The sequence below is a fragment of the Sulfuricella sp. genome (genome assembly GCA_041651995.1).
Taxonomy (GTDB): Bacteria; Pseudomonadota; Gammaproteobacteria; order Burkholderiales; family Sulfuricellaceae; genus Sulfurimicrobium.
This window is the reverse complement of the sequence record JBAZID010000003.1, coordinates 194502-219630: the sequence shown is the minus strand read 5'-3', so window position 1 is coordinate 219630 and position 25129 is coordinate 194502. Positions and strand designations below refer to the sequence as shown.

At 57.4% G+C, this 25129-nt stretch carries 24 protein-coding genes and 1 tRNA gene; 23 read left to right on the top strand and 2 right to left on the bottom strand.

The annotated features are described in order from the left end of the window. Window positions 1-2 precede the first annotated feature (2 nt). Window positions 3-78, bottom strand: a tRNA-Thr gene (locus WC392_07400). Between the two features lie 379 nt (window positions 79-457). On the opposite strand from WC392_07400, the gene WC392_07395 reads away from it, so the two are divergent. From WC392_07395 to folE2, 4 genes are all read left to right on the top strand, one after another. Beyond that, window positions 458-712 carry an exodeoxyribonuclease VII small subunit gene (locus tag WC392_07395; GenBank protein ID MFA5242185.1) on the top strand — a complete coding sequence of 85 codons (255 nt, stop codon included), beginning with the start codon at window positions 458-460 and terminating at the stop codon, window positions 710-712. A gap of 37 nt (window positions 713-749) precedes the next feature. Then, window positions 750-1598, top strand: a complete 849-nt coding sequence (locus WC392_07390) for a polyprenyl synthetase family protein (GenBank protein ID MFA5242184.1) — start codon at window positions 750-752, stop codon at window positions 1596-1598. Continuing rightward, complete coding sequence (gene dxs / locus WC392_07385; GenBank protein ID MFA5242183.1) at window positions 1598-3445, top strand: 1-deoxy-D-xylulose-5-phosphate synthase; 1848 nt, start codon at window positions 1598-1600, stop codon at window positions 3443-3445. The genes WC392_07390 and dxs overlap by 1 nt, the downstream gene beginning before the upstream one ends. Window positions 3446-3512: 67 nt before the next feature. Next, window positions 3513-4340 (top strand): GTP cyclohydrolase FolE2, encoded by an 828-nt coding sequence (gene folE2 / locus WC392_07380; protein MFA5242182.1) that lies wholly within the window; start codon window positions 3513-3515, stop codon window positions 4338-4340. A 62-nt stretch (window positions 4341-4402) separates the two neighbouring features. Here the strand turns inward: folE2 and WC392_07375 are convergent, their stop codons facing one another. Continuing rightward, the gene (locus WC392_07375) at window positions 4403-5023 is read right to left on the bottom strand and encodes a TIGR02281 family clan AA aspartic protease (GenBank protein MFA5242181.1); all 621 of its coding nucleotides are present in this window, start codon (window positions 5021-5023) and stop codon (window positions 4403-4405) included. 50 nt (window positions 5024-5073) lie between these two features. Here WC392_07375 and WC392_07370 point away from each other — a divergent pair, with 50 nt between their 5' ends. From WC392_07370 to WC392_07280, 19 genes are all read left to right on the top strand, one after another. Beyond that, window positions 5074-5781, top strand: coding sequence for a type 1 glutamine amidotransferase (locus WC392_07370; GenBank protein ID MFA5242180.1), 708 nt, complete (start codon window positions 5074-5076; stop codon window positions 5779-5781). Between the two features lie 72 nt (window positions 5782-5853). Beyond that, window positions 5854-7260, top strand: a complete 1407-nt coding sequence (gene leuC, locus WC392_07365) for a 3-isopropylmalate dehydratase large subunit (protein MFA5242179.1) — start codon at window positions 5854-5856, stop codon at window positions 7258-7260. 8 nt (window positions 7261-7268) lie between these two features. After that, window positions 7269-7481 carry a hypothetical protein gene (locus WC392_07360; protein MFA5242178.1) on the top strand — a complete coding sequence of 71 codons (213 nt, stop codon included), beginning with the start codon at window positions 7269-7271 and terminating at the stop codon, window positions 7479-7481. 7 nt (window positions 7482-7488) lie between these two features. Beyond that, window positions 7489-8127, top strand: a complete 639-nt coding sequence (gene leuD, locus WC392_07355; protein ID MFA5242177.1) for a 3-isopropylmalate dehydratase small subunit — start codon at window positions 7489-7491, stop codon at window positions 8125-8127. A gap of 85 nt (window positions 8128-8212) precedes the next feature. Beyond that, window positions 8213-9277, top strand: a complete 1065-nt coding sequence (gene leuB / locus WC392_07350) for a 3-isopropylmalate dehydrogenase (protein ID MFA5242176.1) — start codon at window positions 8213-8215, stop codon at window positions 9275-9277. A gap of 83 nt (window positions 9278-9360) precedes the next feature. Then, a complete protein-coding gene (gene asd, locus WC392_07345; GenBank protein MFA5242175.1) occupies window positions 9361-10473 on the top strand; it encodes an aspartate-semialdehyde dehydrogenase in 1113 nt (370 codons plus the stop codon). Between the two features lie 284 nt (window positions 10474-10757). Further along, the gene (locus tag WC392_07340; GenBank protein ID MFA5242174.1) at window positions 10758-13526 is read left to right on the top strand and encodes a FimV/HubP family polar landmark protein; all 2769 of its coding nucleotides are present in this window, start codon (window positions 10758-10760) and stop codon (window positions 13524-13526) included. 56 nt (window positions 13527-13582) lie between these two features. Further along, window positions 13583-14212, top strand: coding sequence for a hypothetical protein (locus tag WC392_07335; protein ID MFA5242173.1), 630 nt, complete (start codon window positions 13583-13585; stop codon window positions 14210-14212). Continuing rightward, window positions 14206-15039 carry a tRNA pseudouridine(38-40) synthase TruA gene (gene truA / locus WC392_07330; protein ID MFA5242172.1) on the top strand — a complete coding sequence of 278 codons (834 nt, stop codon included), beginning with the start codon at window positions 14206-14208 and terminating at the stop codon, window positions 15037-15039. Before WC392_07335 ends, truA begins: the two co-directional genes overlap by 7 nt. Continuing rightward, a complete protein-coding gene (locus WC392_07325; protein MFA5242171.1) occupies window positions 15026-15646 on the top strand; it encodes a phosphoribosylanthranilate isomerase in 621 nt (206 codons plus the stop codon). The genes truA and WC392_07325 overlap by 14 nt, the downstream gene beginning before the upstream one ends. Further along, a complete protein-coding gene (trpB, locus tag WC392_07320) occupies window positions 15646-16845 on the top strand; it encodes a tryptophan synthase subunit beta (GenBank protein MFA5242170.1) in 1200 nt (399 codons plus the stop codon). Before WC392_07325 ends, trpB begins: the two co-directional genes overlap by 1 nt. A 13-nt stretch (window positions 16846-16858) precedes the next feature. After that, the gene (gene trpA, locus WC392_07315) at window positions 16859-17656 is read left to right on the top strand and encodes a tryptophan synthase subunit alpha (GenBank protein MFA5242169.1); all 798 of its coding nucleotides are present in this window, start codon (window positions 16859-16861) and stop codon (window positions 17654-17656) included. A gap of 105 nt (window positions 17657-17761) precedes the next feature. Further along, entirely contained in the window at window positions 17762-18631 is an 870-nt protein-coding gene (accD, locus tag WC392_07310; protein ID MFA5242168.1) for an acetyl-CoA carboxylase, carboxyltransferase subunit beta, read from the top strand. A 55-nt stretch (window positions 18632-18686) separates the two neighbouring features. After that, window positions 18687-19952 (top strand): bifunctional tetrahydrofolate synthase/dihydrofolate synthase, encoded by a 1266-nt coding sequence (gene folC, locus WC392_07305; GenBank protein MFA5242167.1) that lies wholly within the window; start codon window positions 18687-18689, stop codon window positions 19950-19952. A gap of 17 nt (window positions 19953-19969) precedes the next feature. Beyond that, window positions 19970-20614 (top strand): SPOR domain-containing protein, encoded by a 645-nt coding sequence (locus tag WC392_07300; GenBank protein MFA5242166.1) that lies wholly within the window; start codon window positions 19970-19972, stop codon window positions 20612-20614. 26 nt (window positions 20615-20640) lie between these two features. Next, on the top strand, window positions 20641-21132 hold the full coding sequence (locus tag WC392_07295) for a CvpA family protein (protein MFA5242165.1): 492 nt from the start codon (window positions 20641-20643) through the stop codon (window positions 21130-21132). A 23-nt stretch (window positions 21133-21155) separates the two neighbouring features. Continuing rightward, entirely contained in the window at window positions 21156-22679 is a 1524-nt protein-coding gene (gene purF / locus WC392_07290; protein MFA5242164.1) for an amidophosphoribosyltransferase, read from the top strand. 295 nt (window positions 22680-22974) lie between these two features. Beyond that, window positions 22975-23838 carry a DMT family transporter gene (locus WC392_07285; protein ID MFA5242163.1) on the top strand — a complete coding sequence of 288 codons (864 nt, stop codon included), beginning with the start codon at window positions 22975-22977 and terminating at the stop codon, window positions 23836-23838. A gap of 73 nt (window positions 23839-23911) precedes the next feature. Beyond that, window positions 23912-25090, top strand: a complete 1179-nt coding sequence (locus tag WC392_07280; GenBank protein ID MFA5242162.1) for an O-succinylhomoserine sulfhydrylase — start codon at window positions 23912-23914, stop codon at window positions 25088-25090. Window positions 25091-25129: the final 39 nt, after the last annotated feature.

The window sequence follows — 25129 nt, the reverse complement described above, 5'->3', positions numbered from 1 at the left end:
TCTGGTGCCGATGACCGGAATCGAACTGGTGACCTTCGCATTACGAATGCGCTGCTCTACCAACTGAGCTACATCGGCGACGGTGCGCATTATATAACGAAAGTTTTCGTGACTGCTAATTCGCGCCCGGACTGAGAAGGTGGTTTTGTCCTCACGATATAACGCGTAGCATTGAAAGTGCAGGGTGGCCGGGATTTTTGGAGGGAGGCGGGCCTCAAGCCATGTTTTTGGGGGCAAATGGAAAAGTCCAGGAGTTTTCATTACAGTTGGCTGAATTCAGCCGTAAACAAGAACTCACCCTGTAAAAAATTAAAGCTTGGAGCTTGACCGGGCGCCGCGTTAATCAAGGTTCGGGCATTCCAGCAAGCAGTCCATTCTGTCCCAGTTTGGTCCTCGGTGCAATAATCCGGTAAAATCGCCCGCTTGATTTTGATTGATTGCATTTTTAACCGGCTCGATGACCAAACCTACTAAAATAGCTCCGCCGAAAAACTTCGAAAGCGCCCTGTCCGAACTGGAACAGGTTGTCGCTGCCATGGAGGTGGGCCAGATGCCGCTGGAACAGTCCCTGACTTCATACCAGCGCGGCATGGAACTGCTCAAGTACTGTCAGGCTACACTTCAGGATGCGCAGCAGCAGGTAAAGATTCTAGAGGCGGGTTCCCTGAACGATTTCAACGTGGATGGCGGCAATTCAAGTGTTAACGAATAATGATTTCCAGGATTGGGCGCTGCAGCGTCAGGTGCGGATGGAGACAGTGCTGGGCGAGCTTCTTCCTGCGCCGGAGCTGGCTCCCCGGCGCCTTCATCAGGCCATGCGTTATGTTGCTCTGGATGGGGGCAAGCGGGTACGGCCGCTACTGGCTTTTGCTGCGGGCGAGTTGAGTGGAGCTCCGCTGGAACGAGTTGAAACCGTAGCCGCGGCGGTGGAATTGATTCATGTTTATTCGCTGGTGCATGATGATCTGCCGTGTATGGATAACGACGACCTGCGGCGTGGAAAACCGACCTGCCATGTGCAGTTTGATGAAGCCACTGCGCTGCTGGTGGGGGATAGTCTGCAAAGCCTGGCTTTTCAGCTCGTGGCAGAGCGCACGATTGCTCATAGCCCTTCCCTGCAGCTCGAAATGGTCCGGCTGCTGGCGCTTGCTGCCGGTTCGCGCGGCATGGCGGGCGGACAGGCGATCGATCTCGATTCGGTGGGTAAGGCTCTTGACCAGACCGAACTTGAGTTCATGCATATCCACAAGACGGGTGCCCTGATTCGGGCTGCCGTGCTGCTTGGGGCGCATTGCGGTGATGGCGTTGAGTCCGGACAGCTGGAAGCGGTTAATCATTATGCCAAATGTATCGGGCTGGCCTTCCAGGTGGTGGATGACATTCTTGATGTGGAGGCCAGCACCGCCACCCTGGGCAAGACTGCCGGCAAGGACGCGGAAAACAACAAGCCGACCTATGTCAGCATCCTGGGGCTCGCCGCCGCGCGCGATCTGGCTGAGGAGTTGCACCGGAATGCGCTCTCTGCCCTGGTGGAATTCGGTGACCGGGCCACAAGGCTGGTGCAACTGGCTGATTTCGTCATACGGCGCCAGTCCTGATGTATCCGCTGCTTGAGACCATTGATAATCCGGAGCAGTTGCGTGCGCTCGATAGCAAGCAATTGCCGCAGCTTGCCGGGGAATTGCGCGCTTTTCTGGTCGAGAGCGTGTCACGCACCGGCGGGCACCTTTCCTCCAATCTCGGCACGGTGGAGCTGACGATTGCGCTGCACTACGTGTTCAATACTCCCTCCGACCGCCTGGTGTGGGATGTGGGGCACCAGACCTACCCGCACAAGATACTCACCGGGCGGCGCGAGGCGATGGCCGGAATGCGCCAGTTTGGCGGAATTGCCGGCTTTCCGCGCCGTGATGAAAGCCCCTTTGACGCTTTCGGTGTTGGCCATTCCAGTACCTCCATCAGTGCTGCCCTCGGCATGGCGGTGGCGGCCAAGCAGCAGGGGTCCGGACGGCGCGCCGTGGCCATCATCGGTGATGGTGCCATGACGGCGGGGATGGCGTTCGAGGCGCTCAACAACGCCGGCGCCATGGATGCCAACCTGCTGGTGGTACTTAACGACAACGACATGTCGATTTCGCCCAATGTGGGCGCGCTCAACAACTACCTTGCCAAGCTCATGTCGGGGCGCTTCTATGCCGCCGCCCGCAAGGCGGGGGAAAAGATGCTGTCGGTGGCGCCGCCGATACTTGAACTGGCCAAGCGCGCCGAAGAACACATGAAGGGTATGGTGATTCCGGGCACCCTTTTCGAGGAATTCGGTTTTAACTATATCGGCCCCATCGATGGACATGATCTGGATGCGCTGGTTACTACCCTGACCAACATCAAGAAGCTCGAAGGGCCGCAGTTCCTGCACGTGGTGACCCAGAAAGGCAAGGGCTTCAAGCGGGCAGAGGAAGACCCCTGCCGCTATCACGGCGTCACCAAATTCAACCCCGAGGATGGCGTGATGGATAGCCAGCCAGGCAGCCGTCAAACCTACACCCAGGTGTTTGGCGACTGGCTGTGCGATATGGCTGCGCTCGATACACGCCTGGTGGGCGTCACCCCGGCCATGTGCGAAGGTTCGGGCATGGTGAAATTCTCCGAAGATTTCCCCGCGCGTTATTTTGATGTCGGTATTGCCGAGCAGCATGCCGTCACATTTGCCGCCGGACTGGCCTGCGAGGGCTTGAAGCCGGTGGTGGCGATTTACTCCAGCTTCCTGCAGCGCGCCTACGATCAACTGGTGCATGATGTCGCCCTACAGAACCTGCCCGTGGTGTTCGCCATCGACCGTGCCGGGTTGGTCGGAGCCGATGGTCCGACGCATGCCGGCAGTTTTGATCTCTCCTTCCTGCGCTGTATCCCCAATATGGTGGTGATGGCGCCGAGTGACGAGAATGAGTGCCGCCAGATGCTTTACACCGCCTTCCAGCTTGACCAGCCCACAGCGGTGCGCTATCCGCGCGGCTGCGGCACGGGTGCGGCGATTGCCAGCGAGATGTCCGTTCTACCGCTGGGGCGTGGCGAGATTCGCCGCCGCGGCGAGAAAGTGGCGATTCTGGCCTTCGGCAGCATGCTGGCTCCGGCATTGCTGGCGGCCGAGGAGTTGAATGCCACGGTTGCCAACATGCGTTTCGTCAAGCCTCTGGACGGGGAAATGGTAAAAGAGCTTGCCGCCGGCCATGATCTGCTGGTGACGGTGGAGGAGAATGCGGTCATGGGCGGTGCGGGCAGTGCAGTGGCGGAGAGCCTGCAGGATCAGAACGTGACGGTAAGGCTGCTCCATCTGGGTCTGCCGGATGCGTTCATCGAACAGGGTGCTACCGCCGAATTGCTGGCGAAATGCGGGCTGGATAAAGACGGCCTGGTAAGCGCCATCAGGAAAATATTACCCGAGTAGTTTACTCGGCTATTGGAAGGGGTTATACTGGGAACCAGCATAACTTCTCGAAGTAAGGAATTCATCAATGAGCAATTGCAACATTCCCTGTGACGGAACCACGGCCGCCTGCGAGATCGAGGATGTCCAGTCTTCCCACGACAGCCGCCAGATCGCCATCGACAAGGTCGGCATCAAGTCCATCCGCCATCCGGTGAGAGTCGCGGACAAGAGCGAGGGGGTACAGCACACCATCGCCGTGTTCAATATGTACGTGCACCTGCCCCACAATTTCAAGGGCACCCACATGTCACGTTTCATTGAAATTCTCAATGGCTACGAGCGTGAGGTGTCGGTGGAGAATTTCGAAACCATGCTGCGCGAGATGGTGGTGCGCCTGGAGGCGGATTCTGGCCACGTTGAGATGACTTTCCCCTATTTCATCAACAAGAAGGCTCCCGTTTCCGGGGTGCAGAGCCTGATGGATTACGAAGTCACGTTCACTGGCGAAATTCACAATGGAGAATATCGTCAGACCACCAAGGTGGTGATTCCGGTGACCAGTCTGTGCCCGTGCTCGAAGAAGATTTCCGACTACGGCGCCCATAACCAGCGTTCACACGTCACCGTGACGGCTCGCACCAATGAAATGGTGTGGCTGGAGGATATCGTGCGCATGGTCGAAGACCAGGCATCGTGTGAAGTGTACGGATTGCTGAAACGCCCGGACGAGAAATACGTTACCGAGCGTGCCTATGACAATCCGAAATTTGTCGAAGACATGGTGCGGGACGTGGCTGCCGTGCTGAACCAGGACAAACGGATCGATGCGTACATCGTTGAGTCTGAAAACTTCGAATCCATTCATAATCATTCAGCCTATGCCTTGATCGAAAAAGACAAGACCAGGGCTTGATTGGGACGGCCACAAATTAAAAATCCCGCTGGTGCGGGATTTTTTTTGACTATGTCCGGTGTTCAGAATCGCTTGGTCAGCACCATGTAATTCCCCTCCCGCTTCATGTTCACCCGGTTAAGGAAGCTCATGCCCAGCAGAACCACGGGCATGGCACTTTCGTGCACGATCCCTTGAATGCCGTTGAGGCTGATGTCACCCACTTTGACGCTGTTCAGGCTGACGATGTAAACCTGCGTTACGCCATTGGCGGTAGAGGATAATCCGCGCTGGCCGTTGAGGTAGGAAATGCCCAGCCGCTTGGCTTCGGCGCTGCTCATGCTGATTGCGCTGGCGCCAGTGTCCACAAGAAAGCGGGTGGGGCTGCCGTTGATGCTGCCAGTGGTGATGAAGTGTCCCTGCGCGTCAGCAGTCAGCGTTACGCTGGATTTGCCGTCCGAGTCCCCGACCCCTCCCGTTGAGACGCCCTGGCCAAGGCTCAGGGTTTGTTGCTTGCCATCGATTTCCAGCACGGCCTGATTTGAATCCGCGCTGATGAGCTTTACTCCCTCAGGCGTCTTTTCTCCTGCCTTGAGTAATTTCTGAGTGCCCCCATTGATGGTGACAATCGCTTTGCCGCTGAATAGTCCAACCACGCTGATATTGGTTGCGTGAGACGAAGCAGAGAATAACAACACTGTCATCAAGGCTAGGCTAGAATATCGTTTTTTCATGATGCTGGAGGCTCCCTAGAATGAAACCGGTTGCTATATTTCGCCATGCCAAAAGTGAAGGTCCGGGTTATTTTGCCACATTCCTGGATGAAAAAAATATTCCATGGCGTTTGCTTGCGATTGATGAAGGTGAGCCTGTGCCGCAAAACGCACAGGCATTTTCCGGCCTGGTGTTCATGGGCGGTCCGATGAGCGTTAATGACGATTTGCCATGGATTCCGCCGGTTCTGGCGCTGATCCGGCAGGCTGCCGCTGCTGGCATCCCCGTGCTGGGTCATTGCCTCGGTGGACAGCTCATGGCCAAAGCGCTGGGCGGGTCAGTGGGGCCCAATCCGGTCAAGGAGATTGGCTGGGGCGAGGTGGCGGTGGCAAAAAATACCGAGGCACGGGCGTGGTTTGGCGAAACAGGTGAATTTACGGCATTTCACTGGCATGGTGAGACTTTTTCCCTTCCATCCGGCGCAACCACGATCCTGAGCAGTGCATATTGCCAGAATCAGGCTTTTGTAATGGGTCCTCACCTGGCCATGCAGTGCCATGTTGAAATGACTGAAGAGATGGTGAAAGAGTGGTGTGCTATCGGAGCAGAAGAGATTGCTGCGGCGTCAAGCAGCCCGGGCGTACAAGCCGTTGGAGTCATTCAGCAGGATTTGCCGGCTCGCGTGCCAGGCTTGAATCAGGTCGCGGAACAGCTCTATCGCCACTGGATCGAAGGCCTGGTGCCGTAGGCCTTTCCATTTTGTAATTGTTCGCAAGCTGGCGATTGTGCAATAATTTGTGTTTTTCGCAGAATTTATGTAATGAGCGCACAAACGCTGTACGAAAAGTTGTGGCAGTCCCACGTGGTGCATACCGAGTCCGATGGGACCACGCTGCTTTATATCGATCGCCATCTGCTGCATGAAGTGACCAGTCCCCAGGCATTCGAGGGTTTGAGGCTGGCTGGCCGCAAGCCGTGGCGCCTGTCTGCCAATCTTGCCGTTGCGGATCACAACGTGCCTACTACCGATCGCAAGAACGGTATTGCCGACCCCATTTCCCGCCTGCAAGTGGATACCCTGGACCAGAACTGCGAGGAGTTCGGGATTACCGAATTCAAGATGTCGGATCTGCGCCAGGGTATTGTTCATGTCATCGGGCCCGAACAGGGCGCCACACTCCCCGGCATGACCGTGGTGTGCGGCGACTCCCATACCAGCACGCATGGGGCTTTTGGCGCGTTGGCGCACGGAATAGGTACTTCCGAAGTGGAGCACGTGCTGGCCACGCAATGCCTGCTGCAGAAAAAATCAAGAACCATGCAGGTCTTGGTGGATGGCGGCCTGGGCAAGGGCATTACGGCCAAGGACATCGCCCTGGCTGTGATTGGCGAAATCGGCACTGCCGGCGGGACCGGCTACGCCATCGAGTTCGCAGGCGCGGCGATTCGCGCGCTTTCCATGGAAGGCCGCATGACCTTGTGCAACATGGCGATCGAGGCGGGTGCCCGCGCCGGCATGGTGGCGGTGGATGAAACCACCATCGACTATGTCAAGGGGCGCCCGTTCTCACCCAAGGCCGATCAGTGGGATCAGGCTGTGCTTTACTGGCGCACTTTGCACAGTGATGAAGGCGCGAAATTTGATTGTGTCGTGGAACTGGACGGGAGCGCCATCAAGCCTCAGGTTACGTGGGGCACTTCGCCTGAAATGGTGGTGGCGATCGATGGATGCGTGCCCGATCCTGTTCATGAGGCCGATCCGGTCAAGCGGGGCGGGATGGAGCGGGCACTGGCCTATATGGGGTTGCAGGCCAATACGCCGATCAACCAGGTCGCCGTGGACAAGGTGTTCATCGGCTCCTGCACCAATTCGCGAATCGAGGATTTGCGCGCTGCTGCTTCTGTTGCCAAGGGGCGTCACATCGCCTCCAATATCAAGCTGGCGATGGTGGTTCCGGGCTCTGGCCTGGTCAAGGATCAGGCAGAGCAGGAAGGGCTGGACCAGATTTTTCTCGCAGCGGGTTTCGAATGGCGTGAGCCGGGTTGTTCCATGTGTCTGGCGATGAATGCCGATCGCCTGGAGCCGGGCGAGCGTTGTGCTTCTACCTCCAATCGTAATTTTGAAGGGCGCCAGGGGCCGGGTGGGCGCACCCATCTTGTCAGCCCTGAAATGGCGGCTGCAGCAGCGATTGCAGGGCATTTCACCGATGTGCGCAAACTGGGCTGATGATTATCATGCGTATTCTGAAAATATTTTTAACGCTATTCTGCCTGCTGCTTGTGACGGGCTGCAATACGGTTCAAGGCGTGGGCAAGGGTACGGCCAACCTGGGTAACAAGATCGAACGTAAAGGCGAAGAAAAGCAAAGCCCCGTGCTGAAGGGGATAGGCAAGGACATGTCCATCGTGGGTGAAAAGATAGAACAGACTGCTGAAGAGAAAAAGTAAGCCAAAAATGGAAAAATTTACTCACCTGAATGGCCTCGTGGCGCCGCTGGACCGCGCCAATGTGGATACTGACGCCATTATCCCCAAGCAGTTCCTGAAATCCATCAAGCGCAGCGGCTTCGGGCCTAATCTGTTCGATGAGTGGCGCTATCTCGATCATGGTGAGCCGGGCATGGATAATTCCAGCCGTCCGCTCAATCCGGATTTCGTGCTTAACCTGCCGCGCTATCAGGGAGCACAGATTCTGCTTGCACGGGAAAACTTTGGCTGTGGATCGAGTCGCGAGCATGCGCCCTGGGCGCTGCTGGATTATGGTTTTCGTGCCGTGATCGCGCCCAGCTTTGCGGATATTTTTTTCAACAACTGTTTCAAGAATGGAATCCTGCCGATCGTGCTGGATGCAGAGTGTGTGGATCTGCTGTTCAAGGAAGTGGCTGCGCAGCCAGGATGCCGCCTCAGTATCGATCTGGATGCGCAAACTGTCACCACTCCAGGCGGACAGGTGTTCAGTTTCGATGTGGACAGTTTCCGCAAATACTGCCTGCTGAATGGCCTGGATGATATCGGCCTGAGCCTGCAGCATGCGGACAAGATCAAGGCTTATGAAGAGCGGCGCCGCCAGTCGGAGCCGTGGGTGTTTAACTAGCGGTCAGCGGTCAGCTATCAGCGGTCAGCTTAAAGGCCCCGTTTGAAAACTGACCGCTGATGGCTGATTGCTGAAAGCTATCAAAATGAAAATCGCAGTATTGCCCGGCGACGGAATCGGGCCGGAAATCGTTGCCCAGGCTGTCAAGGTTCTGAAAGCACTGGCCAGTGACGGCATGAAAATCGAGCTGGAACAGGCGCACATTGGTGGTGCCGGTTATGATGCGGCAGGTGATCCCCTGCCTGAATCCACCATGAAGCTGGCGCAGGATTCCGATGCTGTATTGCTGGGTGCGGTGGGTGGCTGGCAGTATGATGCGCTTCCGCGCCCCATGCGTCCGGAGCAAGGGCTGTTGCGTATCCGCAAGGGGATGGGCGTGTTTGCCAATTTGCGCCCGGCACTGCTTTATCCCGAGCTGGCCAGTGCCTCCACGCTCAAACCGGAAGTGGTATCCGGATTGGACATCATGATCGTGCGCGAACTGACAGGTGATATCTACTTCGGCCAGCCGCGCGGCATACAGCTTAATGAAAATGGCGAGCGCGAGGGTATCAACACTATGCGCTACTCAGAATCGGAAATCCGCCGTATTGCCAAGGTGGGCTACGAAATCGCCATGAAGCGCAGCCGAAAACTGTGTTCCGTGGATAAAGCCAATGTGCTGGAAACCACCGAACTGTGGCGCGAAATTGTGACCGAAATGAACAAGGATTACCCGGAAGTCGAGCTGTCTCACATGTATGTGGACAATGCCGCGATGCAACTGGTGCGTGCGCCCAAGCAGTTCGACGTGATGATTACCGGCAATATTTTTGGCGATATTCTGTCGGACGAAGCCTCCATGCTCACCGGCTCAATCGGCATGTTGCCTTCCGCTTCGCTCGATGCCAACAACAAGGGCCTGTACGAGCCCAGCCATGGCTCTGCCCCCGATATCGCCGGTCAGGATATTGCCAATCCGCTGGCAACCATTCTTTCTGTGGCCATGATGTTGCGCTATACCTTCAACAATGAGGAAGGTGCGACCCGGATTGAGAACGCAGTGAAAAAAGTGCTGGCGCAGGGCTGCCGCACGGTGGATATCCATACCGAAGGCACGCTGAAAACATCGTGCAGCGCGATGGGCGATGCGGTGGTAAAAAATCTGTGAGGGGTGAGGGGTGAGGGGTAAGGGGATCCGCCTTATGCCTTACGCTTCACGCCTTACCTTCTAACGGAATGAGGTAAAGGAAAATGATGAAAGTAGGTCTGGTCGGCTGGCGTGGCATGGTGGGTTCGGTGCTGATGCAGCGCATGCGCGAAGAAAAGGATTTTGATGTGATTGATCCGGTTTTCTTCACCACTTCCAATCCCGGTGGCAAGGGGCCTGACATCGGCAAGGAGGTGCTGCCGCTCAAGGACGCGAAAGACATCAACGAGCTCAAGGCCATGGACGCCATCATCTCCTGCCAGGGCGGCGACTATACCAAGGAAGTGTACGGCGACCTGCGCGCCGCCGGCTGGAACGGCTACTGGATCGACGCAGCCTCCACGCTGCGCATGAAGGACGATGCAATCATCATTCTCGACCCGGTCAACAAGAACGTGATCAAGGATGGGCTGAACAAGGGCGTCAAAACCTACGTCGGCGGCAATTGCACCGTCAGCCTGATGCTGATGGCGATTGGCGGCCTGTTTGACAAGGGCCTGATCGAGTGGATCAGCCCCATGACCTATCAGGCAGCCTCAGGCGCCGGTGCGCGCAACATGCGCGAACTGATCCAGCAGATGGGCGCGATCAACGGCGAGGTCAAGCCGCTGCTGGACGATCCGGCTTCCGCCATTCTGGAGATCGACCGCAAGGTGGCCGACTTCATCCGCTCCGATAGCTATCCCGTTGACGCGTGGCCGGTGCCGCTGGCCGGCTCACTGATTCCGTGGATCGACGTGGCGCTCGAATCCGGTCAGAGCAAGGAAGAGTGGAAGGCGCAGGTCGAGTGCAACAAGATTCTCGGGCGCTCCGGTAACCAGATTCCGATCGACGGCCTGTGCGTGCGCATCGGCGCGATGCGCTGCCACAGCCAGGCGCTGACCATCAAGATGACGAAAGACGTGCCGCTCGACGAGATCCACGGCATCATCGCCGCGCACAACGACTGGGTGAAGGTGGTGCCCAATGACCGCCAGATCACCATGGAGCAATTGACCCCGGCCGCTGTCACCGGCACACTGACCGTGCCGGTAGGCCGCATGCGCAAGCTCAACATGGGACCGCAGTATCTGTCTGCCTTTACCGTGGGCGACCAGTTGCTGTGGGGCGCTGCCGAGCCGTTGCGCCGCATGCTGCGCATCCTGATTGAGGCTTGAGACACATTTCAGGCCTGTACAAGAAAAGCCCACAGAAACAGTGGGCTTTTTTGTAAAACTTTTTTGCTGTTAATGTAATCTATTGATTTGCTTGTAAAAGATCGATTATATCTGACATATAAGTTTAGCTTGCATCCCTAACTATATGATGTTAAGTTAATTAACGTAGCCAAAATTATAGAATTGGGGATGGCATGGTGCGCACATTCAAATTAAAACCGTGGATATATGCGGGCTTGTTGGCTCTGTCGCCGATGACTGCGGATGCGGCTGGATTGGGGAGATTGACCATCTCTTCTGGTCTGGGGCAGCCTTTGCGGGCAGAAATCGAACTGCTCTCGGTACAGAAGGACGAACTGGGCTCTGTTGCGGCCCGGCTGGCTTCGGCAGAGGCCTTTAGTGAAGCTCGTATTGAACGTAGAGTTTCCTTGCTGGATATCAAGTTCAGTGTTGAGCAGAAAGCAGATGGCGCGCCGGTCATCAGGCTTGTTACCACGCAACCGGTCAACGAACCCTTTCTGGATATGCTGGTTGAATTGAACTGGGCGGCTGGCCGCTTGCTGCGGGAATATACCGTACTGCTCGATCCTCCCGGTTTTTCCGTACCCCAGGCCGCGCACTCTGTTGCCGCTCCTGCGGTTAAATATGCAGCATCGCCGGCCCCGCAGGGCGGTGATTCCATTCCCGCTGCGGGCGCCAAAGGCAATGCTGACAAGCCTGCCAAGGTGAGCAAGTCCACAAGCAAATCAGCCGAACCCCAGCGAATTGCAGTTGAGGACGGTAGCTACGGTCCGGTGAGAAAAGGTGAGACGCTGACTGCGATCGCCACCCAGTTGAAGCCTGAGGGGTATAACCTCGAGCAGATGCTGGTGGCTCTGTACCAGGCAAACACTCAGGCATTTTCCGGCAAGAATATGCACCGCCTTAAAACCGGCCAGATTCTGCGCGTTCCAGACGAGCAGAATCTGGCATCCGTGAGTCATACCGATGCCAGCCGTGAATTGAAGGCGCATACGGCAGACTGGAATGCCTACCGTCAGAAGCTTGCAACTGCCGTGGATGAAGCGCCAGCGCCCAAAGGTGATCAATCCAAGCGGATGGCCGAGGGCAAAATCACTTCTGCGGTTGAAGATAAGGCAGCCCCGCCTCCTGCATCTGGCAAGGATGTGCTGAAAGTTACCAAGGGTGAGGCGGTGAGCGGCAAGGATGCCCAGGTGCTGCAAAGCCGGGTTCAGTCGTTGCAAGAAGAATCGATCGCACGTGAAAAATCGCTCAAGGAAGCAAATGAGCGCATCGCCACGCTCGAAAAAAGCGTCAAGGAAATGCAGCAGCTCATCGAGCTGAAGAACAAAAACCTGGCTGATCTGCAAACACGGGCAGAAGCCAAGCCTGAACCCAAGCCTGCTGAAAAACCGCCAGAAGCTTCAGTCAAACCGGTTGAGCAAGTGGCTGTTGCGGTGGAAAAGGCCAAGCCCGAGGCCGAAGTGCAGGTGGTCAAGAAGCCTGCAGTCGAACCCGCCAAACCTGAGCCAGTGGAAGAAGTCAGCATGCTGGATAGCTTGACTGGTGATTCCCTGTATATGGCGGGTGCCGCAGGCGCACTGGCCCTGCTCGGTGGCGGAGCGCTGATCGCCATCAACAGGCGGCGCAGGAAGAGCCTGTCCAGCTTTGAGGACAGCATCCTCACCGGCGGCGATCTCAAGGCCAACACTGTTTTTGGTGAGACTGCAGGCGGCGTGGTGGATACCGGCGACACTTCTTTCCTCACGGATTTCAGTCAGGCCGGTCTGGGTACAATCGATACCAACGATGTCGACCCGATAGCCGAGGCTGAAGTTTACATGGCTTATGGTCGCGATGCCCAAGCCGAGGAAATCCTGAAAGAGGCGATGGCTAAAGACCCAGGCCGTCACGAAATTCAGCTCAAGCTGCTGGAAATATACGCTGCGCGGAAAAATCTTATTGCTTTTGAAACACTTGCCGGTGAGTTGTATGCCGCAATTGGTGGCCAGGCCAATCCGCTGTGGGACAGGGCAACCGAGATGGGGCGCGCGCTTGATCCAAATAACCCGCTTTATGGTGCGAATGAGGGCGGGACAGCAAAAGAAATCTTGGCAGGTGCGGCAGTCGTTGCACCTGTGGCTGCTGCTGCGATGTTCGATGGTGTTGACCTGAATGAGCCTACGCAGGGCCTGATAGAAGAAGATGTGCCTGCTGAAGATTCGCCGGCGGATCTTGAGTTCAGCGTGGCAGGCGAGACAGAGTCAGAATCAGGGTTGCTGCCTGATGCGTTTGCAGCCACAGAGGGCTTGATTGAAGCGCAGGAACAGGCAGAAGAAGATTCGGGTGTGCTTGAATTTGATCTGGACGCCTTCGCCGAAAAGCCTGTTGAATCCATTGAGCCTTCAGAAGATATTCCCTCGAATGAGATGGATCAAACGCTCGAATTCGATCTGGGAGATCTGACTTCGCCTCAGCCCGCAAGTGAAGCTGTCGAACCTGAAGGGATGGCAACCGAGACAGAGGCCGCTGGTCTGGAAGGTGAACTGGATGAGTTGATGGAGCCAGCCGCGGCAGCTGAAGTTTCTGTAGCGACCGTTGACGATGATGCTCCCGATTTCTCTTTCGATTTGCCTGATGCTGAACCAGTCTCTGTGGCGGAAGAGCCTGCCCTGCCCGAGGAGGAGGAAGAGTCCATCGATATTGGCTCTACGCCTTTGCCAGAGGAAGAAACCCACCTGGATTTCAATTTCGACCTGGAAGCCGAGAAGGAAACGCTAGCGGTAGAAGAAGGGCGCGCCGCACCAGCACTTCCTGAGCTGGATCTGTCCGGAATCAGTCTTGACCTCGATGAATTGCCGTCTACCGAGGTAGTGGCCGAGGCTGCGGCGGGCGAAGGCGCGGGTGGGGAGGTGGCTACCAAACTTGATCTCGCACGCGCCTATGTGGAAATGGGCGACAAGGAAGGGGCGAAGGAAATTCTGGAAGAAGTATTGAAAGAAGGTAACACCCAGCAGCAGGCTGATGCGAACCAGTTACTGGCCTCATTCTGAAGCTGATCTCTGTAGAAAGCCCTCCACGGTGGTTTCGTGGAGGGCTTTTCATTTTCTTGAGCGAGATTTTTATTCAATTCCATCCTGCTACCAAAATCCTGCTATGGCTTGGATTCGCAATAGCCGTCCAGGGTCTTGGACTTGAATTTCTTGCGCTGATTTCCGTGGCGGCTGCCACGCTGTTACTGGCAGCTCGCCCTGTAGGCATATTTCACATGGTGCGCCGTGCCCGCTGGCTGCTGCTGTCTCTGCTGCTGATCTATGCGTTTGCTACTCCAGGAGATGCTTTGTTTCCTGCGCTGGGTACGTTCAGTCCATCACTCCAGGGCCTGCAAGGAGGCGGATTGCAAGCGTGGCGCTTACTGCTGCTGTTGCTCGCTCTTGGGTGGCTGTTGCGATCCTGCCCACGGGATTCTCTTTTAAGCGGGCTTTATGTGTTGATGCGACCGTTCAGGGCGGTGGGGCTCGATGCAGATCGTGTTGCAGTGCGTCTCTGGCTCACACTTCAGTACGCTGAACAGCAGCCACGGCGCAATGTTCAGGGTTGGTGGAGTGATCTGCGTGCGACACTCGACCCTGTGCCGCACGTTGCCACGGAGATCACCCTGGAACTGCCCGCTTTTGACTGGCCCGATGCGGCTATCCTTGCTGTTGCGGTTTTGTTTCTCGGGCTGATCTGGTGGTAAGAATCGCGCTTGGCCTCGAATACGATGGTAGCGGTTTCTGCGGCTGGCAGAGCCAGCCTTCACGCTGTGGCATACAGGATGCGCTGGAACATGCCCTGGCAGGGATTGCTGGAGAACCAGTTCGTGTGCATGCCGCTGGGAGAACTGACACAGGCGTGCATGCGCTTGCGCAGGTCGTGCATTTCGAAACGGCCGTCGTGCGCCCCGAATCGGCCTGGGTGCGCGGTTGTAATGCGCTTTTGCCAGACGGAGTCAGCATCCTGTGGGCGCGTCAGGTGGCGGATGATTTTCATGCCCGGTTTTCAGCTCAGGGGCGTCGCTATCGATATCTGTTGCTTAATCATCCGGTGCGTCCGGGACTTTTCGCTGGAAAAATGGGCTGGTTTCATGCGCCGCTTGATCTTGAGTTGATGCGCAAGGGCGCGAGTTACCTGCAGGGTGAGCATGATTTTTCTGCCTTCCGCGCATCCTCTTGCCAGGCAAAATCACCCGTGAGGCATTTGCGCAGCCTCACTCTGGAGCGGCAAGGGGATACCCTGATTTTTGATCTCGCCGCCAATGGTTTTTTGCACCACATGGTGCGCAATATCGTGGGCTGTCTGGTGTATGTGGGCAAGGGAAAATACCCCCCTGAGTGGATTGCCGAGTTGTTGCAACACGCCGATCGAACCCGCGCTGCCCCCACCTTTTCACCGGATGGACTCTATTTTGCCGGGGCCGAATATGACCCGATATGGAATTTGCCGGGTGCGGGCCGGATGCTGAGTTTTGGATTAGAATATCCACCCGGAACCGATATCCCTAAGCAAGGTCATGACCCGCTCTAAAATCTGTGGCATTACCCGAATTGAAGATGGCATGGCAGCGGCACAGCATGGTGCCGATGCGATCGGCCTGGTCTTTTATCCACCCAGCCCGCGCCACGTTTCGCCTGCACAGGCTGTTGCCATTGCGGCTGCTTTGCCGCCGTTTGTGACAGCCGTGGGTCTGTTCGTCAACCCGGATGTTGCCGAAGTCGAATTGGTGCTGCGGGCATTGCGCCTGGATATGTTGCAATTTCATGGCGATGAGGCACCTGAATTCTGCGCCAGTTTCGGTGTGCCTTATCTCAAGGCGGTGCGCGTCAAACCCGGGGTGGATTTGCTACAATACGCAATTCGTTTCCGTGGCGCCAAGGGGCTGCTGCTGGATGCCTTTGTCGCAGGCCAGGCCGGCGGGACCGGACAATCGTTTGACTGGGGCCTGATTCCGGAAGGTTTGCCGCTGCCGGTGATCCTTTCCGGCGGCCTGGACCCGGCCAATGTCAGGGCCGCCATCGAGCAGGTCAAACCCTGGGCGGTGGACGTGTCGAGCGGCGTCGAAGCAAGCAAGGGCATAAAGGATGCGGCCAGGATTGCCGCGTTCATGCGGGAAGTGCGCAAGGAGAATGTGTAGTGCAAATGTATGATCTGCCGGACGAACACGGCCATTTCGGCCCATATGGCGGCATTTTTGTTGCCGAAACCCTGATCGAGGCGCTGGACGAGTTGCGCATTGCCTACGAGCAATGCCGCAAGGATCCGGAATTCCAGGACGAATTCGTGCGCGAGCTCAAGCACTATGTCGGCCGCCCCAGCCCCATTTACCACGCCAGCCGCTGGTCGGAACATCTCGGCGGGGCGCAGATCTATCTCAAGCGCGAAGACCTCAATCACACCGGCGCCCACAAGATCAACAACACCATCGGCCAGGCCTTGCTGGCGCGGCGCATGGGCAAGAAGCGCGTCATCGCCGAGACCGGCGCCGGCCAGCACGGTGTGGCCTCCGCCACCGTGGCGGCACGCTATGGCCTGGAATGCGTGGTCTACATGGGCAGCGAGGACGTCAAGCGCCAGGCGCCCAACGTCTATCGCATGAAACTGCTGGGCGCCACGGTGGTGCCGGTGGAATCCGGCTCGAAAACCCTCAAGGATGCCCTCAACGAGGCCATGCGCGACTGGGTCACCAATGTCGAAAGCACCTTCTACATTCTGGGCACGGCGGCGGGTCCGCACCCCTATCCCATGCTGGTGCGCGATTTCCAGTGCGTGATCGGCGAGGAAGCCAAGGTGCAGATGCCGGAAATGACCGGCCGCCAGCCGGATGCGGTGATCGCCTGCGTGGGCGGCGGTTCCAACGCCATCGGCATCTTCTACCCCTACATCCCGGTGGAGGGCGTCAAGCTGATCGGCGTCGAGGCCGCCGGCCTGGGGCTGGAAAGCGGCAAGCACGCGGCGCCGCTCAATGCCGGCGGCGTCGGCGTGCTGCACGGCGCGCGCCAGTATCTGATGCAGGACCCCAACGGCCAGATCATCGAAACCCATTCTATTTCCGCCGGCCTCGATTACCCCGGCGTGGGGCCGGAACACTGCTGGCTCAAGGACAGCGGTCGCGCCGAATACGTGGCGGTAACCGATGCCGAGGCATTGCAGGCGTTCCATGACCTGTGCCGCTTCGAAGGTATCATCCCGGCGCTGGAATCGAGCCATGCCCTGGCCTATGCCGCCAAACTGGCGCCGACGCTGTCCAGGGACAAAGTGCTGCTGGTCAACCTGTCTGGCCGCGGAGACAAGGATATGAACACGGTGGCCGAGCTGTCGGGTATCAAGTTTTAATTACGGAATTTCCATGTCACGCATTGAAACCACCTTCAAGAATCTTCGTGCTCAGGGTAAAAAAGCCCTGATCCCCTTCATCACTGCCGGCGACCCTTCTCCCGACCAGACCGTGCCGCTGATGCACAAGCTGGTCGAAGCGGGGGCGGATATCCTCGAACTGGGCGTGCCATTTTCCGACCCCATGGCGGACGGTCCCACTATTCAGCGCGCCAGCGAACGTGCCCTGAAGCATGGGGTTGGACTCCGGGATGTGCTGGGGATGGTGGCGGAGTTCCGCAAGACCAACCCGTCCACCCCGGTGGTGCTGATGGGCTATGCCAATCCTATCGAGGCCATGGGCTACGAGCAGTTTGCCCAGGCAGCAGGGAGCGCGGGAGTGGACGGCGTGCTGACAGTGGATTATCCGCCGGAAGAGTGCGCCGGTCTTGCCGCGGCCTTGCAGCAGCGCGACATCGACATGATTTTTCTGCTTTCGCCCACCACGCCGGACAAGCGTTTTGCCCAGGTGGCGAAGCTGGCGCGAGGGTTTATTTACTACGTTTCCCTCAAGGGCGTGACGGGTTCGGCGAATCTGGACTTGGAGGAAGTCAGCCGGAAGATTCCTGTCATCCAAGCTGCCGCCAGCCTGCCGGTGGGTGTCGGCTTCGGCATCCGCGATGGCGAAACGGCCCGGGCGGTGGCCCGGTTTGCCGATGCGGTGGTGATCGGCAGCCGTATTGTGCAGGAAATAGAAAATTCAGAGGCAGATGCCGTGGCGCAAAATGTATATACCCTGGTCAAGGGTATTCGTACTGCCATGGATAATTAAGTAAACAGCCACCAGCTGTCAGCAGTCAGCAATTGGGAAGCGGCTTTGCCGCACATTTACTGACTGCTGATGGCTGACTGCTGACCGCTAATTCAAGGATAAAACATGAGCTGGTTTCAGAAACTTCTTCCCCCCAAAATCAAGCGCAAGATCGATAGCGACACCAAAAAATCAGTGCCCGAAGGGCTGTGGAGCAAGTGTCCTACCTGTGAATCGGTGCTCTACCGCACCGATCTTGAAAAAAATCTCGAGGTGTGCCCGAAATGCAGCCATCACTACCGTATTTCTGCCCGCACCCGCCTGCACTTTCTGCTTGACGCCGAGGGTCGCCAGGAAATCGGTGCCAGCGTGACGCCGGTCGATAGCCTTAAGTTCAAGGATAGTAAACGCTATGTCGAGCGCCTTGTGGATGCGAAGCGGGATACCGGCGAGACGGATGCGCTGGTGGTGATGCAGGGCAGCGTTAAGGGCGTCAATCTGGTGGCAGCCGCTTTTGAGTTCAAATTCATGGGCGGGTCCATGGGCTCGGTGGTGGGGGAGCGTTTCGTGCGCGGTGTGGATGTCTGCCTGGAAAAGCACGTGCCATTCGTGTGCTTTTCCGCCAGCGGCGGAGCGCGCATGCAGGAAGGTTTGCTGTCCCTGATGCAGATGGCCAAAACCAGTGCCGCGCTGGCAAAGCTGGGTGATGCCGGCCTGCCGTTCATCTCGGTGCTTACTGACCCTACCATGGGCGGCGTTTCCGCCAGTTTTGCCATGCTTGGCGACGTCATCGTGGCAGAACCCAATGCACTGATCGGCTTTGCCGGACCACGCGTGATCGAGCAAACGGTACGCGAAACTTTGCCGGATGGCTTTCAGCGTGCCGAATTCCTGGTTGAACATGGCGCTGTGGACCTGATTATCGACCGCCGCCAGATGCGCGACCGGCTCGCCAGCCTGTTGACCATGATGTCGCGGATGCCCGCAGCAGCCTGAGCCTCTCAGGACTGAGGTCATGTTAACTACGCCCGTAGGTATGCCTCAGCCCCCAGTGTCCAGCCCACATACCACGCTATCGGGCTGGCTGGCCCATCTTGAGCAATTGCACCCGAAAACCATTGAGCTTGGGCTGGAGCGGGTCAGTCAGGTCAAGGCACGGCTGCAACTCAGGCCTTCCTTTCCCCTCATCACCGTGGGCGGCACCAATGGCAAAGGCTCTACCTGCGCCATGCTGGAGGCCATTCTGTCCGCAGCAGGCTACAAGACCGGTCTCTATACTTCTCCTCATCTGCTGCGCTACAACGAACGTGTCCGTATCGCCATGCAGGAAGCATCCGGCCAGGCGTTATGCGATGCCTTTGTCGCGGTGGAAGCCGCGCGCGGCGATATATCGCTGAGTTATTTCGAATTTGGTACGCTGGCCGCCTTGTGGCTGTTTCAGCAGCAACAGGTTGAGGTGGCCATCCTGGAAGTGGGCCTGGGCGGACGTCTCGATGCGGTAAACGCCTTCGATGCCGACTGCGCCATTGTGACCAGCGTGGATCTCGATCACATGGATTATCTTGGCGATGACCGCGAATCCATCGGCTGGGAGAAGGCCGGCATTTTCAGGGCGAACACTCCTGCCGTGTGTGCTGATGCCAGCCCGCCGCGCCGCTTGCTGGATCATGCAGCGCAAATCGGCGCCCGTCTGAAACTCGCTGGCAAGGATTTCGTTGCGCAGCAAGAGGCTTCGCAGTGGCAGTTTGCGAGCCATGGCGGCTGGCACCTGAGCCTCCCTTTTCCGGCTTTGCGCGGGGATTACCAGCTGGACAATGCGAGCGCCTGTCTCGCGGCCCTGGAGGCGCTCAGCGAGCGTCTGCCCGTGACGCCAGAAGATATTCGTCGTGGCCTGCTGGAGGCTACTGTTCCAGGGCGCTTCCAGGTGCTGCCCGGAAAACCCAAGGTAATCCTCGATGTGGCCCATAACCCGCATGCGGCGCGGGCGCTGGCGGCCAATTTGCGCCAGATGGGGGAGGGCGGCAGGACCATCGCGGTGTTTGCCATGCTGGCGGACAAGGATGTCAGCGGGGTGGTCGCCGCCTTGAAGGGCGTGGTCGATCTGTGGCTGGTGTCCGGGATTGAACATCCACGAGGGATGCCTGCGGCGGCATTGGCGGCTCATGTGGCTGATCTTGCCCATGAAGTGTTCCCGGATATCGCTGCTGCTTATCGCCATGCCTGCCAAATCGCGGGTGGAAGTGATAGAATCGTGGCCTTCGGTTCCTTCCATACCGTGGCCGAAATCATGCAGCAACGTACGCCCATCTATTCATGAACGAGCGCTTAGACTGAATGGCAAACCAGCCTTCCCCAACTGTTGAAGAAATTCAACTCCGCAAACGCGCACGACGCCGCCTGATCGGTGCGATCACGCTGGTGGTCCTGATGGTCACGCTGTTGCCCATGGTGCTGGATGACGAACCCAAACCCGTGGGGCAGGATATCGCCATCAGCATTCCATCCCCGCAAGGCGTTGCGGACTCATTCAAGGCAGCCCCTGAACCGGTGATTTTGCCGTCTGCGCCGCTTTCCGTTGCCGAACCGGAAAAGCCTGCCGCTGTGGCAGAAAAAGTACCTGAACCCAAGCCGAAAGCGGCGCCTTCCGTAAAGGTGGAAAAGCCTGCTGAATCTCCCAGGCCACCGGCTGAAAAGCCCAGGGAAGCCAAGCCCGTAGCCAAAGCGGTTGAGCCACAACATGCCGGCACCAGTTATGTGGTATTGCTTGGCGCCTTTCTGGGTGAAGCCAATGCCCGGCAGCGACAGGCCAAACTGAAAGAACTGGGCGTCAAATATTACGTGGAAAAAATCAAATCCCCCGCGGGCGAAAAAATGGCTATTCGTGCCGGACCCTATTCCAGCCGCCAGGATGCGGAGCATGCGCTGGCCAAGCTCAAGTCGGCAGGCATCCAGGATGGCATGGTGGCTGAGAAAAAATAATGTTTTCAGCCTGACATCCAAGACGAATGACGGTTTTTGATTACACGGTATTACTGATTGTCGGGCTTTCCATCCTGCTCAGCGTGATGCGCGGTGCAGTACGTGAAATTCTTGCACTGGCTTCCTGGGTAGTGGCTTTTCTGGTGGCCAATACTTATGGCGTGTGGCTGGCGGCGCAATTGCCGGAGGCCATCCCGGGGGAACCGCTGAAACTGCTGGCAGCATTTGTCATCCTGTTTCTGACTATTTTGCTGTTGATGAGCTTGTTCTCCATCGCATTGTCGGAACTGGTCAAGACGGTGGGGCTGGGTACATTTGATCGCGGACTCGGCGCTATCTTTGGCTTTTCACGAGGCCTGCTGATCGTGATGGTACTGGTGTTGCTGTCCGGACTGACAACCTTGCCACGGCAGCAATTCTGGCGCGATGCAATGTTCAGCGCGCCGCTGGAAGCGCTGACAATGAAAGCCCGGGTCTGGTTGCCGGATGATTTTGCCAAACGGCTCAGTTACGAATAACTATCTGAAATAGGCTCTAAACCATGTGTGGAATTCTCGGCATAGTCGCTAAAACCGCGGTCAACCAGCTGCTTTACGATGGCTTGCTGGTATTGCAGCATCGAGGGCAGGATGCTGCAGGCATCGTGACCAGCGATGGCAGCACCTTTCACATGCATAAATCCAATGGTTTGGTTGCGGATGTCTTTCGTACCCGCAACATGCGCTCCCTGCTGGGAAACATGGGAATTGCCCACGTGCGCTATCCCACCGCTGGCGATGCCTTCTCGTCTGCCGAAGCCCAGCCCTTCTACGTCAATTCCCCCTTTGGTATCGTGCTGGCCCACAATGGCAATCTGACCAATGCAGACCAGTTGCGTCAGGATTTGTACCGGCTCGATCTGCGCCATATCAATACCACTTCGGATTCGGAAGTATTGCTCAATGTGCTGGCACATGAATTGCAAGCCTGCACCCATAATGACCATCTTGACTCCAAAGCCATTTTCAAGGCGGTGGCCGGGGTGCATCGCCGCTGCCGTGGCGCTTATGCCGTGGTGGCAATGATTTCCGGCTATGGTCTGGTAGCCTTCCGTGATCCCCATGGAATCCGTCCGCTGGTGGTGGGCCGTGCCGAAACTGAAAATGGTCCGGAATACCTGGTGGCCTCCGAAAGTGTTGCACTGGATGTGCTGGGCTACAAGCTGATTCGCGACATAGACCCTGGCGAAGCGGTCCTGATTGACGAGAGCGGCAACTTCCACAGCCAGCAGTGCGCTGAAACCAGTACGCTTAACCCCTGCATTTTCGAGTATGTCTATCTGGCTCGCCCAGACTCTGTCATTGACGGCATTTCAGTGTATGAAACCCGGCTGCGCATGGGCGTCAGCCTGGCGGATAAAATCAGGAATCAGTATGGTGATCTGGATATCGACGTGGTTATCCCGATTCCCGATACCAGCCGCCCCAGCGCCCTGCAACTTGCGAATCACCTGAATGTGCCTTACCGCGAGGGGTTCATCAAGAATCGCTATATCGGACGCACCTTCATCATGCCCGGCCAGTCGCTGCGCAAGAAATCGGTGCGCCAGAAGCTCAACGCCATCGGCATCGAATTTCAAGGCAAGAACGTGCTGCTGGTGGATGATTCCATCGTGCGCGGCACTACCAGCAAGCAGATCGTGCAGATGGCCCGCGATGCCGGTGCGAACAAGGTCTATTTTGCTTCTGCCGCACCGCCAGTGCGCTTCCCGAATGTTTATGGCATCGATATGCCGACACGTGTCGAATTACTGGCCACAGGCCGCACGGATGAGGAAATAGCACAGGAAATCGGCGCCGATGCGGTGATCTATCAGGATCTCGAGGCGCTGGTCGAGGGTGTGCGTGCTGCACGTGAAGCCATTACCCGCTTCGACACTTCATGTTTCAATGGTGAATATATTACCGGCGATATTACGCCGGAATACCTTGCCGAGATCGAGGCCGCACGCGGCAGGCCCAAGGCGCCGGGTGCCGGGCTGGCCAGCCGCCAGCTTGATTTGAATCTGAATGAAGAGGATGATTAATCCCCACGCGAATGATTGTCGGGTGTTGACGTCGGCATATCGCCTCGCATATAGTTATTGCCATGAAAGTACGTATCCAACTCTTCCCCGCGTTTTTCGCCTCCATGCGACTGTGGCTATGGGTTCATTTTCCATGCCGCGGCTTTCTTTCGAACTAAACTGAATTCATACAAGCAAGCGCGGGTCCAACCGCGATTGCTTTATAGTTTGCCCTAAGACCCGCTTCAACAAAGGGGGTTCTGTGGCAAACAATACGGCAGGTAGCGCTGATATCCAGCACAACGTCGCAATCGGCATGAGTTTCGCCATGCTTGCGGCAATCGGTTTCTCGGCCAAGGCAATTCTGGTCAAGTTGGCTTACATCGACTCTGTTGATCCGGTGACCCTGTTGGCGCTGCGAATGGTGTTCTCCATTCCATTCTTTCTTGCGGTGGCGATCTGGGGGCAATTCTCGCAGCGCGGTGCAGCCTTGCACCGGCGCGACTGGCTGGCAGTGCTCGGGCTGGGCCTGATCGGTTATTACCTGTCCAGCCTGCTGGATTTTTCCGGCTTGCAATATATTTCTGCCGGTCTGGAGCGCCTGATCCTGTTTCTTTATCCAACTATGGTTATCGTGCTCTCGTCGCTGCTGATCAGAAAGCCAATCGAGCGATCCACCCTGATGGCGCTGGTGTTGAGTTACGCTGGCATCGCGCTGGTGGTTATGCAGGATGTCCATCCCGGCCAGGATGGGCTGGCACTGGGTGTCGGGCTGGTCTTCGCCAGCACGCTCACCTACTCGATCTACCTGGTCGGGGCGGGGCGGGCAATTGCACGTATCGGGGCGTTGCGATTCACGGCGTATGCCATGATCGTGGCTTGTGTGGCTGTGCTGATCCAGTTTGTGCTGACGCATCCAATGGCCGCATTGAGACAAACGGACCGGGTTTATGCGCTAAGTTTTGCAATGGCAATTTTTTCCACCGTGCTACCGGTATTCCTGCTCTCGGCCGGGATACGCAGGATAGGCTCGGGGCATGCTTCAATGGTGGGGGCTATCGGGCCAGTTTCGACTATTTTCCTTGCCTATGTATTTCTCGGCGAGGCGATCTCTGCATCGCAAATTGCGGGTTCACTACTAGTTCTGGCAGGAGTGCTGATGATCGGACTCAAACGCTGATCGTGCTTGCGACCATTCTTAATGGCCGGATTCAAGTTATCATCTCAATCTAAATTTACGGGGAGAAATACCAATGAACGACGATTTTGATCTTGAAACCCTGGCCATCCGGGCCGGGACCCAGCGCAGCCAGTTCAACGAGCATTCCGAGGCCATGTTCCTCACCTCCAGCTTCGTGTTCGAGAATGCAGCGCAGGCCGCAGCCCGCTTTGGCGGGCAGGAGCCGGGAAATATTTACTCGCGCTTCACCAATCCCACCGTTAGCATGCTGCAGGACCGGCTGTCAGCACTGGAGGGCGCGGAATTCTGTGTTGCCACTTCCAGCGGCATGTCCGCCATTCTGGCTTGCGTGATGGGCCTGCTTTCGGCCGGCGATCACATCGTCGCCTCACGCAGCATTTTCGGCACCACGGTGCAGTTGTTCGGCAATATCCTCAAGCGCTTCGGGGTGGAAACCACTTTCGTGCCGCTGGCCGAGCCCGCTGCCTGGGAACAGGCCGTGCAACCCAATACCAAGCTCTTTTTCGTCGAGACGCCATCCAACCCGCTCACCGAGGTGTGCGACATCGCCGAGCTGGCCGCCATCGCGCACAAGGCCGGTGCCTGGCTGGCGGTGGACAACTGCTTCTGTACCCCGATGCTGCAGCGCCCGCTCGATCTGGGGGCGGATATCGTGATCCACTCCGCCACCAAGTATCTTGACGGGCAGGGGCGGGTGCTGGGCGGCGCGGTGCTGGGCAGCAAGCAGCTCATGGAAGGGGTGTACGGCTTTTTGAGAACAGCGGGGCCAACGCTCTCGGCCTTCAATGCCTGGGTGATCCTGAAGGGGCTGGAAACCCTGAAGATCCGCATGGACGCGCATTCGCGCAATGCGCTGGAACTGGCGCAGTGGCTGGAAGGCCAGTCCTGGGTGGAACGTGTTTACTATCCCGGGCTGCCTTCACACCCCCAGCACGCGCTGGCGATGAAGCAGCAGAAAACCGGCGGCGGCATCGTGGCATTCGACGTCAAGGGCGGCAAGGATGAGGCCTGGCGCCTGGTGGATGCAACGCGCATGGTTTCGATTACCGCCAACCTGGGCGATACCAAAACCACCATTACCCATCCGGCCTCAACCACCCACAGCCGGGTCACGGCCGAAGCGCGAGCTGCTGCCGGAATTGGCGACGGACTGCTGCGTGTGGCGGTGGGGTTGGAGTCGGTTGCGGACATCAAGGCAGATCTGGCGCGCGGCTTGCAAAACAAGGCGTAAAGCCCAGTTGGCCGGGTTGTTGAGACGTAATGGGAGACC

What these genes read in the sequence shown, in the direction of transcription:
- WC392_07395 (MFA5242185.1), top strand. Translation starts at nt 458, where the DNA reads ATGACCAAACCTACTAAAATAGCTCCGCCGAAAAACTTCGAAAGCGCC.
- WC392_07390 (MFA5242184.1), top strand. Translation starts at nt 750, where the DNA reads ATGGAGACAGTGCTGGGCGAGCTTCTTCCTGCGCCGGAGCTGGCTCCC.
- dxs (MFA5242183.1), top strand. Translation starts at nt 1,598, where the DNA reads ATGTATCCGCTGCTTGAGACCATTGATAATCCGGAGCAGTTGCGTGCG.
- folE2 (MFA5242182.1), top strand. Translation starts at nt 3,513, where the DNA reads ATGAGCAATTGCAACATTCCCTGTGACGGAACCACGGCCGCCTGCGAG.
- WC392_07375 (MFA5242181.1), bottom strand. Translation starts at nt 5,023, where the DNA reads ATGACAGTGTTGTTATTCTCTGCTTCGTCTCACGCAACCAATATCAGC.
- WC392_07370 (MFA5242180.1), top strand. Translation starts at nt 5,074, where the DNA reads ATGAAACCGGTTGCTATATTTCGCCATGCCAAAAGTGAAGGTCCGGGT.
- leuC (MFA5242179.1), top strand. Translation starts at nt 5,854, where the DNA reads ATGAGCGCACAAACGCTGTACGAAAAGTTGTGGCAGTCCCACGTGGTG.
- WC392_07360 (MFA5242178.1), top strand. Translation starts at nt 7,269, where the DNA reads ATGCGTATTCTGAAAATATTTTTAACGCTATTCTGCCTGCTGCTTGTG.
- leuD (MFA5242177.1), top strand. Translation starts at nt 7,489, where the DNA reads ATGGAAAAATTTACTCACCTGAATGGCCTCGTGGCGCCGCTGGACCGC.
- leuB (MFA5242176.1), top strand. Translation starts at nt 8,213, where the DNA reads ATGAAAATCGCAGTATTGCCCGGCGACGGAATCGGGCCGGAAATCGTT.
- asd (MFA5242175.1), top strand. Translation starts at nt 9,361, where the DNA reads ATGATGAAAGTAGGTCTGGTCGGCTGGCGTGGCATGGTGGGTTCGGTG.
- WC392_07325 (MFA5242171.1), top strand. Translation starts at nt 15,026, where the DNA reads ATGACCCGCTCTAAAATCTGTGGCATTACCCGAATTGAAGATGGCATG.
- trpA (MFA5242169.1), top strand. Translation starts at nt 16,859, where the DNA reads ATGTCACGCATTGAAACCACCTTCAAGAATCTTCGTGCTCAGGGTAAA.
- accD (MFA5242168.1), top strand. Translation starts at nt 17,762, where the DNA reads ATGAGCTGGTTTCAGAAACTTCTTCCCCCCAAAATCAAGCGCAAGATC.
- WC392_07300 (MFA5242166.1), top strand. Translation starts at nt 19,970, where the DNA reads ATGGCAAACCAGCCTTCCCCAACTGTTGAAGAAATTCAACTCCGCAAA.
- WC392_07295 (MFA5242165.1), top strand. Translation starts at nt 20,641, where the DNA reads ATGACGGTTTTTGATTACACGGTATTACTGATTGTCGGGCTTTCCATC.
- purF (MFA5242164.1), top strand. Translation starts at nt 21,156, where the DNA reads ATGTGTGGAATTCTCGGCATAGTCGCTAAAACCGCGGTCAACCAGCTG.
- WC392_07285 (MFA5242163.1), top strand. Translation starts at nt 22,975, where the DNA reads ATGAGTTTCGCCATGCTTGCGGCAATCGGTTTCTCGGCCAAGGCAATT.
- WC392_07280 (MFA5242162.1), top strand. Translation starts at nt 23,912, where the DNA reads ATGAACGACGATTTTGATCTTGAAACCCTGGCCATCCGGGCCGGGACC.